The sequence below is a fragment of the Daejeonella sp. AP26 genome, from assembly GCF_056680515.1.
Window position 1 is genome coordinate 1,248,273 of sequence record NZ_CM155286.1, and the last position, 14,426, is coordinate 1,262,698.

Consider the following 14,426-nt stretch of genomic DNA (forward strand, 5'->3'; position numbering starts at 1 on the left):
CATATGAAACAAATTACACTTACTCTTTTAACGCCGCTTAGAAAGCCCGGGCTCATTACCTGCCTGCTTTTTATGCTGTGCGGAACGAGCTTTTCTGCCTACAGTCAGGCAAAAGGAGCGACCCTTTCAGGAATTATTGAAGATGAAAAAGGTGTGACCTTGCCCGGTGCATCGGTTGATGCTATAGATGAATCAACCGGTGAGCGTAAGGGCGCTTTATCTAATGAAAAAGGTTTATTCAACATCTCAAATCTAAATCCACAGAGTACTTATACCATTACAGTTTCCTATGTAGGCTTTGAATCACATATCATTAAAGGATATCAATTTAAAGCCTCAGAAAACGCATCACTTCTGATCAAGCTTAAAGAACAAACGAATACTTTAGAGCAGGTGGTGGTGACTGGTTATTCAACCCAGCGTAAAAAGGATCTTACCGGAGCGGTTTCTATTATTAATATTAATGAGGCCAAAACGGTTCCTGTGGCTGGTATTGACCAGGCATTGCAAGGTAAAGCTGCTGGAGTAAGTGTTGTTGGCGATGGTCAGCCGGGTGGTGGAGTGTCCGTGAGGGTTCGTGGTTATAGCACTATCGGTAATAATGATCCACTGTATATTGTTGACGGGGTGCCTACAACCTCGGGTATCAGTATGATCAATTCTTCGGACATTGAATCTATCCAGGTGTTAAAAGATGCTTCATCAGCTTCTATCTACGGCTCGCGAGCTGCCAATGGGGTAGTGATTGTGACTACCAAGAAGGGAACAAGGGGGAAAACTCAGGTAGCTTATGATGGCATGACGGGAGTACAGAACGTCGCCAATTTACCGGGAACATTAAATTCGCAGCAGTTCGGGGATACTTATTTCAAAGCTTTAAAGAATGATAACATTACTCCAAATCATCCTTTGTTCGGGAATGGTGCCACAGCTGTGATTCCAGAATTCTTGAACGCTGCCCAGACAATCCGCTCAGGTAATACCAACTGGTTTGATCAGATCTATCAGACTGCTCCGGTTCAGTCACATAACGTGATGTTAACAAGCGGTAATGAGAAATCAAGACAGGCATTTTCTGCCGGTTATTTCAATCAGGATGGTATTTTAAAGCATACCGGTTTTAACCGCTATTCTGTTCGTTTAAATTCTGATTATAATATTCTGGACCGGGTAAGATTTGGTGAAAATATAGGTGTTTCATACGCAGAAAGAACCGGTGCAAATTCTAATCTTGCAATCGGCGGAGTAACAGGCGATGCGTATAAAGCGCATCCCCTAACCAATATCTATGATATTAACGGGAATTTTGCTGGTCCGGTGAGTGGATTAAATGACATAAGGAACCCATTAGCTAACCTTTTTTACAACAAAGACAATACGGGTAAAACCTTAAGAATTCTAGGTGACGTGTTTGCTGAGGTTACAATTATGGAAGGTCTAACTGCCAAGACAAATTTTGCCCTGGATTATAATAACTTCAATCAGCGTTCATACAGTTCAAAATATAACGAAGGGCCGATTACCAGTCAAACAATAAGTAATCTGACCACTCAGAATAATGTTTCAAAAACCTGGACCTGGGCTAATACAGCTAATTATACTAAAACTCTTGGTATGCATCAGTTTGACCTGTTAGCAGGCACAGAGGCTATTAGATTTTACTCTGAATTTTTCAATGCCTACCGTGATAATTTTCCTGTGGATATTTTGGATGGACGGTATCTTGATGCAGGTCAGGGATTGCCTAAGAATGGTGGTTCAGGCGTAATGTCTACGTTATTTTCGTTATTCGGAAAGGTCAACTACACTTACAATGACAAGTATCTGTTCTCTGCTACGGTACGTCGCGATGCTTCCTCAAAGCTTGCCGATGGTTTTAACACGCAAGTATTCCCAGCTTTTTCTGCCGGATGGAGAATGTCTGAAGAGTCATTTATCAAAGACAATGTTCCTGCAATAAGTAACATGAAGCTTCGCTTCGGATGGGGTCAAACAGGTAACCAGGAAATTGCACCATATGCAGCATATTCATCTTTCGGACTGGATCTGTACAACACTACCTATGATATAAACGGAACCAACAATTCGCTTGTACCGGGTATAGCCCAGCGCCGTTACGGTAACGACCAGTTAAAATGGGAAACGACCACACAAACCAACGTCGGTTTAGACCTGGGTTTATTTGACGAGCGTGTAAATCTTACTGTAGATTATTTCAATAAGGATACTAAGGATCTGCTGGTTCAACCAAAGCAACCTTCTGTACTTGGACAGGCGGCTGCTCCCTACATCAACGGTGGTGCAATGAATAACAAAGGAGTGGAGATAGCTGCTAGTTACCAAAGCAACAGGCAAGGCAGTTTCAGATATGAAATTGGCGGGAATGTAGCTTTTATAAAGAATAAGCTTGAGTCTCTTACTGGCGATATCTCTTACATTTCGAGCCCTGTTAATAATAACCTAAGCCGAGGGTTGGAGTTGCAGAGAACATCTGTAGGACAGCCTATCGCCTCATTTTACGGTCATCAGGTTTTGGGAATCTTTCAAACAGCCGAACAGGTTGCTGCCGCACCCGCGCAGACGGGAAAAGGGGTGGGACGTATACAGTATGCCGATCTGAATGGTGACGGTACGGTAGACGCAAGTGACCGAACCTTTCTTGGAAGTCCGATGCCTACGGTCACCTTCGGTTTGAATTTGAAAGCCGACTATAAGGATTTTGATCTGGGTGTATTTTTCCAGGGAGTCTCCGGAAACAAGATCTATAATTTCATGAAGTATCACAACGATTTCTTCTTCGATCAGTTCAATAAGAGCACAAATATTCTAAATGCATGGACTCCTGAAAATTCAGGTTCTACGGTGCCTGCATTAAGTACCAGAGATGTAAATAATGAGTTAAGACCGTCAAGTTACTTTATTGAAGACGGTGCATACATCAGACTTAAAAATGTGCAGATTGGCTATACGCTTCCTGCAAACCTTGCTCAAAAGATACGGGCTCAAAAACTAAGAGTGTTTTTACAAGGACAGAACCTCGCCACTATCACAGGTTATACGGGAATGGATCCTGAAGTTGGTATGCAGAACTACACTTCTGACAACCGTAATTTGGATATGGGAGTTGACCGTGGTCTTTATCCTAATTCACGGACTTACAGCTTCGGTTTAGGAGTGACGTTTTAATCTGTTTAATCTTAAAGAACTTATATTATGAAAATAAAATTAATATACCTGGCTGTAACTGTTGTTTTGATAACAGCAGCCTGTCAAAAGAGCTTTCTTAATTCTCCGCCCCTGGGCGAGTTATCTAAAGATCAGCTAGCTGAGAAAAGCGGTGTTGAGACTGTGATCATAGGTGCATATAGTGTACTAAACGGTCAGATAGATCAGGCATCGAACGCATTCAATTCACCTGCTTCTAACTGGTCATTTGGTGATGTTACGTCGGATGATGCCTACAAAGGCGGTGGAGGAACAGGAGATCAAAACAACATCCATAAAATGGAAACATACACTCATGACGCTACTTCATTGGATGCGCAAAGAAAATGGATGGCCTGTTTTGAAGGTATCAACAGGGCAAACGAGGCCATCAAATTGATAAAGGCGGCAACTGGTTATGATGAAGTGTTGCGAAATCAGCGAATTGCTGAAATGCGTTTTTTGCGTGGCCACTTTTATTTTGATCTGAAAAAGATCTATAACAAAATACCTTATATCGATGAAACTGCTGCTTCAAAACAAGATTACTATGTGTCAAATGAAGCCTTAACCTCCGAACAGGTATGGCAGAAAATAGAAGATGATTTTAAAGCAGGAATTAATGTATTACCTAATACACAAGCTCAGCCGGGAAGACCTACTCGCTTTGCAGCATGGGCTTATCTGACAAAAGCTTATGTATTTCAGAAGAAATGGACTGAAGCTAAAGCAGGGGCTGATACTGTGATCTCTAAGGGTGGCTACATCCTGATGAATAATTTTTCAGATACATTTACTCCGGAGAATGATAACGGGAGAGAGATTATTTTTGCAGTACAGCATTCCATTAATGACGGATCGACAAACAGCTATAACGGTTCAATAGGTGATCGCTTATTTCCGATCGGTGGTCCGTACTGGCCCGGAGCACAATACGGGTTTTTGCGTCCAACTCAAAACCTTGTAAATAGCTATAAAACTGATGCGCAGGGATTGCCGGTAGCCGGAAACGTAGATCTAACAGATACAGATTTTGTTGACCCCAGGTTAGACCATGCTATTGCCCGTCAGGGGATACCGTTCCTGGATCTTCCTGTTCCTTACAGCACGGCATGGGTACGGGATTTATCTACTTACGGCCCTTTCAGCTTGAAAAAACGCCTGGTTTCGCCTTTAGGTTCGCATTGGTTAAAGGTTAACCCTTACACCAATGATCTCAACTATTATGTGATCAGGTATGCTGACGTTCTGTTGTGGAAAGCTGAAGCATCTATAGAGACTGGAGATCTGGAAACGGGTCGCCAGCTGATTAACCAGGTCCGCAGAAGAGCGAGAGATGGCAGAAAAGTCCAAAAAATTGGTGTGGGTGGTGATGCTGCCAATTATAAAGTGGATGAATATGCCAATGCATTTACTGGCTATGCCGATGCGATTGCTGCTCTAAAGCTGGAAAGAAGGTTAGAATTTTCGTTGGAAGGGCATCGCTTTTTTGACCTTGTAAGATGGGGTGATGCTGCAGATGTGATCAATACCTACCTAACCGTTGAAAAGACGAAGAGAGCGTATTTATCAAATGCGGCATTTGTAGCTGGTAAACACGAATATCAGCCGATTCCTCAGAATGAAATTGATTTGAGTAAAGGAGCACTCAAACAGAATCCTAATTTCTAAAAGGTAAACAACCAGAAGGATGTTGATCTCTCAAAGGATGTTGATCTCTCAACTCGGATTGACTTTACCGTGTTTGGTGTTGTCTATACCGTAGATAGATCAACAGGTAAAACAAAGGGCTTCGCATTTAATTGTGAAGCCCTTTGTTTTTTGAACAGCCAACAACTACCTGAAACCTTTCATATCGTAGGAAGGAATCCAGTTATTCCTACTATTCCAGGTTATGGATGGTCTGTCGGAAGCTACAATAATGAATTTTCCGCCTGACCTAAGTTCCTAGTGTGTAATCCAGTTCGGTCCAACTTCTTTCCATTTGAAGTCACATCCGTTATAAATGCGTTAAGCTTAAAGCGTTATCCGGATTATGGATGATGCCGCCGGTGCAATGTCTTCCTGGTATGTATTTGCGCCCAACACTTAACATGTTAAAGGGGTAGGGGGCAGCAGGTGATAATTGTCAATGATCTCCTGATGTTCCCAAAAAAACGTTTCTGGGTCAACAGGTTAATTTATGATTGAATCATTTTTTGTTTGAGAAAATTAATATGATCGGGAGGGTCAAAAAGCAAAGTAAAAATTTGTACTTCATTTGGCGGGATTCAGGATATTAAATACGATAAATGTACTCGATCCGCGGTTTCCACAGATATGTAAAAGCAATTGAGTGTAACTTTAGCAGAACTCAATTCTTAACGCAGTGAAAGACAGACGTTAATTATAATTTTTTCATTGTTTAATAACTCCTTCAGATAATTGAATATTTTTTTACTTTAGCGATATGGTCGTTATAAACAGTCACTCAGAATTTGAATCAAAATTAGGTCTTGAGATAGGGGTCTCTTCCTGGCATAAGATCACACAGGAGCAGATCAATAAATTTGCTGGTGCTACCCTGGATCATCAATGGATACATACAGATCCTGAGCGTGCGAGAACTGACAGCCCTTTTCAGGCAACGATAGCTCATGGCTACCTGACACTTTCACTAATCCCTTTTCTTTGGAAGCAAATTGTAGATGTTCGTAATCTGAAAATGGAGGTAAATTACGGTATCGAGAAGTTGAAATTCGGGCAGGCTGTAGTGGTCGATAGTGAAGTTCGTTGCCGGGTTAAACTGGCGGCTATTACGAACTTAAGAGGAATCACTAAAGCTACTTTAGCTATCCAGTTGGAAATAAAAGATCAGCCAAAACCAGCTTTCACAGGCGACGTTTTGTTTCTATACCATTTTATTTAACAACACTAACGTAAGTTACACAGCCATTTGTGCTATTTGAATTTTTAGGCCTAATAATCTATAAAATTCTTTAAGAATAGCGGGATGGCCTGGCCATGCAGGGGAGGTCGTTAAATTGCCGTCTGTAATAGCTTCATTCGCAGGTATGTCTTTATAGGTTCCGCCAGCCAGCGTGATGTCAGGACCAATAGCCGGATAAGCGGTGAGCGTTCGCCCGCTTAAAACGCCAGCCGCGGTTAAGATTTGTATTCCATGGCAGATGGCCGCTACAGGTTTATCTGCTTCGAAGAAGTGTCTGGTAATTTCAAGCACCTTATTGTTAAGACGGATGTACTCCGGGGCCCGACCACCACAAACATACAGACCATCATAATCTTTAGCATTAACTTCGTCAAAGGTTTTATTCAATGTGAAGTTATGTCCTCTAAGCTCCGCGTAAGTTTGAAATCCTACAAAATCGTGTATGGCTGTAGCTACAGTGTCACCTGACTTTTTATCCGGACATACAGCATGCACTTCACAACCTACGGATAGTAAGCTCTGAAATGGAACCATAATTTCGTAATCCTCTACGAAATCACCTGCGAGCATTAAAATTTTCTTTGCCATTTGTTTTGATTTTTGTTACTGAAAGATAAGGAAATTTGAAGTTTGTAACACTAGTTTTTCCTATTAGTGAGATTGAAATCCAGTAAGTTATCTAACATTTGATCCCCGGAAATTCACCGAACTTTAATTAATGATTAGTACTAATTTTCCGATATGCTCACTGCTTTCCAGCAGCTCATGTGCCTTGTTTGCATTCTGTAAAAGAAAGGAGCGATAGATAACCGGTTTAAACTTCCCGTTAGCTATCAGTGGCCAAACATTAGTCTGTACTGCTTTTGCCAGTGCTGCTTTAAACGTTATTTCTCTGCTCCGCAAGGTGCTTCCAGTGATAATAAGCCTTTTCTGCATGATCTGCATCACATTTAATTCGGCTGGATTACCCTTCATTGCATTGATGAAAACCAGCCGTCCTTCCGGGCGAAGTAATGCAATATTTTTTGACATGTAATCACCGCCGATCATATCCAGGATCACTCTACTCCCTCATTCGATAAAGTTTCTTCAAAATCCTCTTGTTTATAATTGATGCATCGATCTGCTCCAATCGAGATACAGGCGGTGCACTTCGCAGCTGATCCGGCAGTAGTAAACACAACTGCTCCCATCGCTTTTGCAAGCTGAATTGCTGTAATGCCTATGCCGCTACTGCCGCCATGTACCAGGAAACGTTCACCTGCTTTTAACGAACCCCTTTGAAATACATTATGCCATACGGTAAAAACAGTTTCAGGCAATGACGCTGCTTCTTCGAAACTGAGGCCTGCAGGTACGGGTAAACATTGGCCTTCATCTATGGTGGCAAATTCAGCGTATCCGCCACCAGCAAGGAGCGCGCAGACATTATCGCCTTTTTCCCAGAGACTAACCTCTGTTCCGCATTCTTCAATTATACCTGACACTTCCAGTCCGGGTATGTCAGCCGGGGCACCTGCAGGAGCTGGGTAAGCGCCTTTACGCTGCATAACATCGGGTCGGTTGACACCGGCAGCTTTAATACGGATCAGTACTTCTTTGCTGCCCGGAACAGGCACTGGTCTTTCTTGTATTTGCAGCACGCTGGGGGTGCCAGGTTTGGTGATAATGATAGCTTTCATTTACGTTTCTGGTGAAGTGATGTATTCAATAGACAAATGAATGTTGTGCTTGTGTGATGTACAAAGACCGACCATTTCATCTTCAATCATATGCCCTTATTATTCCGAATAAAAAACTTTTTTCGTCCTTCTCAACAATCAGGAAAAAGTGTAAATTAAGCTATAAATTAAAAGCTGAATGACTAGAGAATGGCCTGAATTATCTTATAGCGAGGCAAAGGATACTTATGAAACTCTTCACATGTGGACACAGATTGTTGGGAAGATCAAGCTGATGAAACTTCCCTGGATCAATCATTCCTGGCACGTTCCTTTAGGAGTTTCAACAACTGGTTTAACCACGTACGGGCTGACACATGAAGACAAGCATTTTCAGATAGACTTCGATCTTGTGCAGCATAAGCTTAAAATTATAACTGATTCGCGTTTAACCCGAATGTTTGATCTCCAGGGATTGTCCGTTGCACAATTTTACGAGAACGTTATGAGGGCCCTAAACGAGCTAAATATCGCTGTCGAGATCAACGTTGTGCCAAATGAGATACCAAACGGCATTCCTTTTAATCAAGATAAAATTCATAAGACATACCATCCAAAACATGCGACAGCTCTACATAAGGCGCTATTAAACACTCAAAACGTTTTAACTCAGTTTCGCTCTGAGTTTAGAGGTAAATGCAGTCCTGTTCATTTTTTCTGGGGAAGCTTTGATCTGGCGGTTTCAAGATTCTCCGGACGGGAGGCACCAATGCATCCCGGAGGCATTCCGAACCTTCCGGACCGTGTGGTTAGGGAAGCTTACTCACATGAAGTAAGCAGCTGCGGCTTCTGGCCCGGCAACGAGGCTGTTCCTTTTGCCGCATTTTACAGCTACATTTATCCGGAACCAGATGGGTTTAAGAAAGCTGTAGTGCTGCCCGATGGGGCTTATTATCACGACGACCTTGGAGAGTTCATTCTGCCCTACAAAGTTGTTCGGAAAGCTGCTGATCCAAATGAGAAACTTATTGAATTCCTGAGAAGCACTTATGATGCAGCGGCCGATCTTGCGCAGTGGGATAGAGGTTCGCTTGAGAACAGAACGTTTATATCCTCGAGCTATTAATTTGTAAGCATCTAGTTATTTGAAAATAGTTTAATGCGCTTTCGGTCAACTATTCATCTAACGAGTAATTAAAGGAACACGAATTCAGGCTTTGACAGCTAATTAGCTATGCCATTTATTTTAGCGGTCTTTTTAAATGGATAATTTATTTGAGATTGATTCAGGGATGCCGAAAGGTTTCCACTATTTTCCCGATTTCTTAACTCAAGCGGAGGAGCTCGAACTGATTTTGGAAATAGAGAAAACTCCAATGTCAGCATTAATCTTTCAGGGCTATGAGGCAAAACGTAAGATTGCAAGTTTCGGTCACGACTGGAGTTTTGAAAGGAGAACTCTTTCCAAAGGAAAGGAAATCCCGATCAGCTTCAAGCCCCTTATACTAAAGACATCGACACGCTTAAATTTAAACCAGGAAGACTTTGTGGAAGTATTACTTACCGAATATCCAATCGGATCTGTAATCAACTGGCATCGTGATGCGGCGCCGTTCGATACCATAGCAGGTATTTCCTTGCTTTCTGATTGTGTATTTCGATTTCGACCCCATGAAAAGGCAAAACAAGGCCGATCAGCTATAGTGTCCTTGCCCGTTAAGCGTCGCTCTCTATATGTTATACAAGGCGAATCACGAACGGATTGGCAACACGGAATTTCACCTGTTAAGAACCTTCGGTACTCCATTACTTTAAGGACCCTGAAACCCGCGTTTAACTTTGTTACCTGAGCTCGTCATTAACCCCAGTTAAGCAGGCTTCATTAATATCTATAAGATAGATAGTATTGAACTCTGACATCGTGTCCATAGCGATGCAATAACCCAATATTTATTCACTTTTCTTACTTTTGATTGATTGTCAATAGTATAGATGCGGCTTTTTTTGCAGCATTGTATTATGGGTGTCAGTTATTGAGAAATATTTATAGATTCAAATTATACTTTTCACTTTTGTGCCCGGAACTTGAATTGGCCTTCAGATAGAGATGAATAAAGATTTTTTACAGCAAATATTTAATAAGCAGCAACAAAAACAGCAAGTGCCAACAAATCAGGTAATTGCTGGTTGGGCCACGAAACTGATATACGTTTTATACCCGGAACTATCGGAGACTACTTATCAAAACGTTGAATCAATTCGTGCTGAGTTCAAAAAGCTTGAACAAAAATTGGTTCTCATAATGGATCTCACGAAGGCTTGCTCTGAATGCAATCATGAAGCTGTCAGCGCTGCCTTTTTTAGCCAGCTGCCTGAGATTCATAGATTATTAAATACAGATATCGAGGCGCTTCATCGGGGTGATCCGGCCGCCAGGACCTGTTTTGAAGTGATCAGGGCTTATCCTGGATTCTACGCCTTATCATTTTACAGAATTTCTCATCTCCTTCATTTGTTAGAGGTACCGCTTATTCCCAGAATATTAACGGAATATGCACATAGTAAGACCGGCATTGATATTCACCCTGCTGCAGAAATAGGTGAATACTTCATGATCGACCATGGTACCGGTATTGTAATCGGAGAGACGTCAATAATAGGCCGTGACGTAAAGATGTACCAGGGAGTTACGCTCGGAGCTCTGAGTGTAACTAAAAGCATGGCGCAGCAGAAACGTCATCCGACAATAAAAGATAATGTCGTAATCTATTCAGGTGCTACTATTTTGGGAGGTGAAACGGTAATTGGCGAGGGCTCGGTAATTGGGGGCAATGTATGGCTTACGCAGTCTGTTCCTCCCGGCTCGCTGGTTTATCATAATCCGGAGATAACCGTAGTAGAAGGTAAATTCATTAATAATATATAAGCATGGCGACGATTTTAGATACAGTTGGTAATACACCCATGGTTGAGCTTAAAAGACTCAATACAAATCCGGGTGTTAAGATTTACGCCAAGCTGGAGGGAAATAACCCGGGGGGAAGTGTAAAAGACCGGCCTGCAATGAATATGATTAAGAGTGCTCTGCAGCGTGGGGATATTGACGAACACACTAAGTTGATTGAAGCCACCAGCGGTAACACTGGTATTGCCATGGCCTTGATGGCCAGGTTATATGGACTTAGTATTGAGCTGATTATGCCGGTTACTTCAACTCGCGAAAGGGTATTGACTATGGAAGCATTTGGTGCCCGCGTAACCCTTCTTGAAACTATGGAAATATGTAGGGATTATGCGGACGAGAAAGCAGCCAGCGGGGATTATTATGCACTGAATCAGTTTAGTAATCCGGATAATTATCTTGCACACTACAAGACAACTGGTCCGGAGATCTGGAGAGATACTCACCATGGAATTACTCACTTCGTCAGTTCCATGGGAACTACCGGAACCATCATGGGATGCTCTGCTTTTTTTAAAGAGCAAAATTCTGCTATCCAGGTCATCGGCTGCCAGCCTACTGAGGAAGCATCTATTCCCGGCATTCGTAGGTGGTCTAAGGAATATGTACCGAAGATTTTCAATCCGGATAAGGTGGATCGGGTGATGGATATTTCGCAAGAGGAAGCTGTGGAAACTACAAGATTACTTGCCCGGGAAGAAGGAATTTTTGCAGGTATGAGCAGTGGAGGTGCAGCATCCGCTGCGCTACGTCTTAGTAAAGAGTTAAAAGAAGGGCTTATTGTATTTATCGCCTGTGACAGGGGTGACCGCTATCTTAGCTCTGATCTTTTTGGATAGGCTTTTATCAGATTCTATTTTTGTCAATTAGAATTGTAATTGCTGGTTCCGGGCCTCTCCAGTCACAGCTTGTTAAATAATTAGGCCACCTCTCTTGCTCCTGTGCCGGCTAACAATAATTCTCTTAATAATTTAAAAAGCTCTGGTAAACAAGCTGCATATATGCTTTGCCATATCGCAGCATCGCGCTGTCAGACTTTAAGTTATCCGCGTCTTTACGGTAAATGACTTTTTTAGATTCATTATCGAAAGAAACGGTTTGATGCTCATTAGCAACACCAAAACCGTTATCCCAATCAAAGAAACTGAACCCAGCAATAGCCGGATTTAACAGATCGCGACTCCAACCGAACTGCTGGTGTGGAATGCCGAGCTGGTTTAACAGAGTCGCTGCTATGTCGGTCTGACTTCCGATTTTACTGATCACTTTACCTCTAAATTCCGGTTTCAGAGCATCGCCAAAAAAAATGAGTGGTATTCGAAAACGTCCAGGGTCGTAAATCTCATAAATACTTTTAGGCAACCTATGACCATGATCCGCTACAATTATAAAGAGGGTATTTTTATACCAGCTTTGCTTCCGAGCTTCTTTTAAATAGGCTGCCAGACTTGAATCTGTATAGTAGGCGGTACTTCTGAATTTATCCTCCAGAGTCTCACCGGGGAAATGTGGCTTTCCGGGAACTTGAAAAGGCTCATGATTTGAAAGGGTAAGAATCGTTGAAAAAAAGGGCTGATGAAAATATTTAACCTCATTAACATGTTTCTCAAAAACTTTGTGATCAAATGCTCCCCATGCACTTAGGTCTCTCCTGTCGAATTGTGATTTGTCTTTCACGGTATTGAACTCGTGACTAAACAAATAGGACTTTATATTAAAAAATTCACTTTGTCCTCCGTAATAAAAAGAGGTATGATATCCTTTTTCTCTCAACGCCTGGCTTATCGACGGCAGTTTTTCCTGCTTGTCATTTATTTTAATGATACTTATAATTGCCTGGGCCGGGAAAGCACTCAAAACAGCAATTAGCCCTTTGTCAGTACGGTCGCCGGATGCAAAGATATGATCGAACAATAATCCATTATCGATTAAATGCTCCATATTGGGAGCAATGCCTTTTTCACCGCCAAGGCTCTCAACCAGATCAGCTGTAAAACTTTCAAGCAAAATCAAGACAACGTTTGGTCTGGGAATGCCTAATATTCGAGCTGATGGGGGATTTGAATCAATAGCGTACAATTCTTTTACTATGGCTGCAGCTTCTTTCTCCGGATAATATTTGAATGGGTTCTTTTGGTTAAGATCCTGTTTTACAAGATCCTGAATAAGATTCCACTCAGTATTTACAGCGGCATGATTTAAAATTGGTTTACTGGAAAAATAAGCCATGCTCTGATTGATGGGAGCGACATCCACGCCGCCGCGGATCGTCAGGAAAGTTATACCGATAAATAACATTGACGCTAAGGTCTTCTGCCACACATTAGCCTTTGAGGGAGGGATCTGATGCGCGATTATAAGGCGGGACAGCAATATTCCCGCAGATATCAATACAAGCAAGATGGAAATAGATAACAGGATAGGCGAGGAGGAGCTGGATGCGATTGCCTCCCTGGTAGAATTGAAGAAGAAGTCAAGTGCCTTCGAATTGATTTTTGAACCCCATTCGCGATAGATGTTGAAGTTGATTACGGCGATTAGGGAACATAGTGTAATAAGTATAGTGACGTAAGTTTTAGTAATGGCAGGCTTAAAATTAATGCGTGGAAAGATCCACAATATTATAAAGATAAGCAGGGGTATCGCTGAAATATAACCAGCCATAGAAGCATCAAGACGCAGACCGTAAAGGAACGATTTTAGAGTTTGAGTGATTGGAACGCCGTTAAGTTTATCTGAGAAATAAACTAAAAAGAGCAAACGTTCGAGAGAAAAGAAAACAAGCCAGAAAAGATAAAACCGCAGTAAAAAAATAAAGCTTTTTAACATTGCCGCAAGATAAATAAAACGGACAATGTTAAAAAGCTTTAAAGTGAACGTTACCTTCCGGTAAACGCTATGTGTTTCTATCAACCACCGCCACTCATTTGCATAAGCTGATCTAGTGTAATCTCTTCAAAATCGCCATTAGCTGAAAATGATCCTGCCGGAACCGCTCCAGCTTTTACTTCCTTCACTTTGGCTTTTACAGTGATGCCGTTCATGAACGTACTGAATTCGAGCGGAAAGCCGTAGCTTTTATCATAGTACCGGGACAGCGTATTTGGAGTTACCTCGATGTCTTTTGTGAACCAGGCTTCGAAATTCTGATTAGACTTCTTTTCGTTCACCGCGTATTTTTGAGCTTTATAGCCGGCTAACTCTTTAGTTTCTTTTCCCACTTTTAGGGTCAGGTCAGGAAGCTTATCCTGAATTTTTTCCTGGTCAGCAGGAGTGAATATCACAGAGAATTTCTTACCCATCATTGGTATGTCGAGTAGCATTCTTTCGTATTCCTTTTTTATATTGACAATAGAAGTGCTGGAATACATTGGCGATTCGGTCTTCAGACTTGCAGAATCGCCCTTAAAAAATACTTTCAATTCAGAAGGGAAGTTAGCGGCCATGGGTTTCATTTGTTCAGGTAGCTGCCACTCTACTGCATAAGTTATAGTTCCTTCGGCTATTTTTGTTGCGGGTTTCTGCGCAAGAAGCGCCGTTCCACTCGCCATTAAAGCCATACTCAAAATGATTCTTTTCATGTTTTAGAGGATTGATTTTAATAAAGACGATCAAAACAGTGATTTGTTACCCCTTATAAAAATTATTTAGGTATAGCACTATTTTTTTC

The 14,426-nt window shown here is 41.8% G+C and carries 12 protein-coding genes; 7 read left to right on the forward strand and 5 right to left on the reverse strand.

Translation table 11 applies throughout. The features are described from left to right. Positions 1-3 precede the first annotated feature (3 nt). The 3 genes from AC1MCB_RS05385 (at position 4) to AC1MCB_RS05395 (ending at position 6,112) form a co-directional block, all read left to right on the forward strand. Entirely contained in the window at positions 4-3,186 is a 3,183-nt protein-coding gene (locus AC1MCB_RS05385) for a SusC/RagA family TonB-linked outer membrane protein (RefSeq protein WP_479967715.1), read from the forward strand. A gap of 27 nt (positions 3,187-3,213) precedes the next feature. After that, positions 3,214-4,875, forward strand: a complete 1,662-nt coding sequence (locus AC1MCB_RS05390) for a RagB/SusD family nutrient uptake outer membrane protein (RefSeq protein WP_479967716.1) — start codon at positions 3,214-3,216, stop codon at positions 4,873-4,875. Between the two features lie 778 nt (positions 4,876-5,653). Continuing rightward, the gene (locus AC1MCB_RS05395) at positions 5,654-6,112 is read left to right on the forward strand and encodes a MaoC family dehydratase (RefSeq protein ID WP_479967717.1); all 459 of its coding nucleotides are present in this window, start codon (positions 5,654-5,656) and stop codon (positions 6,110-6,112) included. A gap of 15 nt (positions 6,113-6,127) precedes the next feature. Here AC1MCB_RS05395 and AC1MCB_RS05400 read toward each other — a convergent pair whose 3' ends face one another. The 3 genes from AC1MCB_RS05400 to AC1MCB_RS05410 all read right to left on the reverse strand — a co-directional run bounded on the left by AC1MCB_RS05400 (position 6,128) and on the right by AC1MCB_RS05410 (position 7,815). After that, on the reverse strand, positions 6,128-6,721 hold the full coding sequence (locus AC1MCB_RS05400) for a DJ-1/PfpI family protein (protein ID WP_479967718.1): 594 nt from the start codon (positions 6,719-6,721) through the stop codon (positions 6,128-6,130). Between the two features lie 123 nt (positions 6,722-6,844). Continuing rightward, positions 6,845-7,165, reverse strand: coding sequence for a zinc-binding dehydrogenase (locus AC1MCB_RS05405; protein ID WP_479967719.1), 321 nt, complete (start codon positions 7,163-7,165; stop codon positions 6,845-6,847). Positions 7,166-7,191: 26 nt separating this feature from the next. Beyond that, positions 7,192-7,815, reverse strand: coding sequence for an alcohol dehydrogenase catalytic domain-containing protein (locus tag AC1MCB_RS05410; RefSeq protein WP_479967720.1), 624 nt, complete (start codon positions 7,813-7,815; stop codon positions 7,192-7,194). A 178-nt stretch (positions 7,816-7,993) separates the two neighbouring features. Between AC1MCB_RS05410 and AC1MCB_RS05415 the strand changes: the two genes are divergently transcribed. The 4 genes from AC1MCB_RS05415 to cysM all read left to right on the forward strand — a co-directional run bounded on the left by AC1MCB_RS05415 (position 7,994) and on the right by cysM (position 11,595). After that, entirely contained in the window at positions 7,994-8,920 is a 927-nt protein-coding gene (locus tag AC1MCB_RS05415) for a DUF5996 family protein (protein WP_479967721.1), read from the forward strand. Between the two features lie 136 nt (positions 8,921-9,056). Next, entirely contained in the window at positions 9,057-9,644 is a 588-nt protein-coding gene (locus tag AC1MCB_RS05420) for an alpha-ketoglutarate-dependent dioxygenase AlkB (RefSeq protein WP_479967722.1), read from the forward strand. Positions 9,645-9,901: 257 nt separating this feature from the next. Continuing rightward, positions 9,902-10,720, forward strand: coding sequence for a serine O-acetyltransferase (locus tag AC1MCB_RS05425; RefSeq protein ID WP_479967723.1), 819 nt, complete (start codon positions 9,902-9,904; stop codon positions 10,718-10,720). Between the two features lie 2 nt (positions 10,721-10,722). Beyond that, positions 10,723-11,595, forward strand: coding sequence for a cysteine synthase CysM (gene cysM / locus AC1MCB_RS05430; RefSeq protein ID WP_479967724.1), 873 nt, complete (start codon positions 10,723-10,725; stop codon positions 11,593-11,595). A gap of 124 nt (positions 11,596-11,719) precedes the next feature. Here the strand turns inward: cysM and AC1MCB_RS05435 are convergent, their stop codons facing one another. Both AC1MCB_RS05435 and AC1MCB_RS05440 read right to left on the reverse strand, forming a co-directional pair. Then, entirely contained in the window at positions 11,720-13,585 is a 1,866-nt protein-coding gene (locus AC1MCB_RS05435; RefSeq protein WP_479967725.1) for an LTA synthase family protein, read from the reverse strand. An 80-nt stretch (positions 13,586-13,665) separates the two neighbouring features. Beyond that, entirely contained in the window at positions 13,666-14,337 is a 672-nt protein-coding gene (locus AC1MCB_RS05440; protein ID WP_479967726.1) for a hypothetical protein, read from the reverse strand. Positions 14,338-14,426: the final 89 nt, after the last annotated feature.

What these genes read in the sequence shown, in the direction of transcription:
- AC1MCB_RS05435 (WP_479967725.1), bottom strand. Translation starts at nt 13,585, where the DNA reads ATGTTAAAAAGCTTTATTTTTTTACTGCGGTTTTATCTTTTCTGGCTT.
- AC1MCB_RS05390 (WP_479967716.1), top strand. Translation starts at nt 3,214, where the DNA reads ATGAAAATAAAATTAATATACCTGGCTGTAACTGTTGTTTTGATAACA.
- AC1MCB_RS05425 (WP_479967723.1), top strand. Translation starts at nt 9,902, where the DNA reads ATGAATAAAGATTTTTTACAGCAAATATTTAATAAGCAGCAACAAAAA.
- AC1MCB_RS05385 (WP_479967715.1), top strand. Translation starts at nt 4, where the DNA reads ATGAAACAAATTACACTTACTCTTTTAACGCCGCTTAGAAAGCCCGGG.
- AC1MCB_RS05420 (WP_479967722.1), top strand. Translation starts at nt 9,057, where the DNA reads ATGGATAATTTATTTGAGATTGATTCAGGGATGCCGAAAGGTTTCCAC.
- AC1MCB_RS05415 (WP_479967721.1), top strand. Translation starts at nt 7,994, where the DNA reads ATGACTAGAGAATGGCCTGAATTATCTTATAGCGAGGCAAAGGATACT.
- AC1MCB_RS05405 (WP_479967719.1), bottom strand. Translation starts at nt 7,165, where the DNA reads ATGTCAAAAAATATTGCATTACTTCGCCCGGAAGGACGGCTGGTTTTC.
- AC1MCB_RS05400 (WP_479967718.1), bottom strand. Translation starts at nt 6,721, where the DNA reads ATGGCAAAGAAAATTTTAATGCTCGCAGGTGATTTCGTAGAGGATTAC.
- AC1MCB_RS05410 (WP_479967720.1), bottom strand. Translation starts at nt 7,815, where the DNA reads ATGAAAGCTATCATTATCACCAAACCTGGCACCCCCAGCGTGCTGCAA.
- AC1MCB_RS05440 (WP_479967726.1), bottom strand. Translation starts at nt 14,337, where the DNA reads ATGAAAAGAATCATTTTGAGTATGGCTTTAATGGCGAGTGGAACGGCG.
- AC1MCB_RS05395 (WP_479967717.1), top strand. Translation starts at nt 5,654, where the DNA reads ATGGTCGTTATAAACAGTCACTCAGAATTTGAATCAAAATTAGGTCTT.
- cysM (WP_479967724.1), top strand. Translation starts at nt 10,723, where the DNA reads ATGGCGACGATTTTAGATACAGTTGGTAATACACCCATGGTTGAGCTT.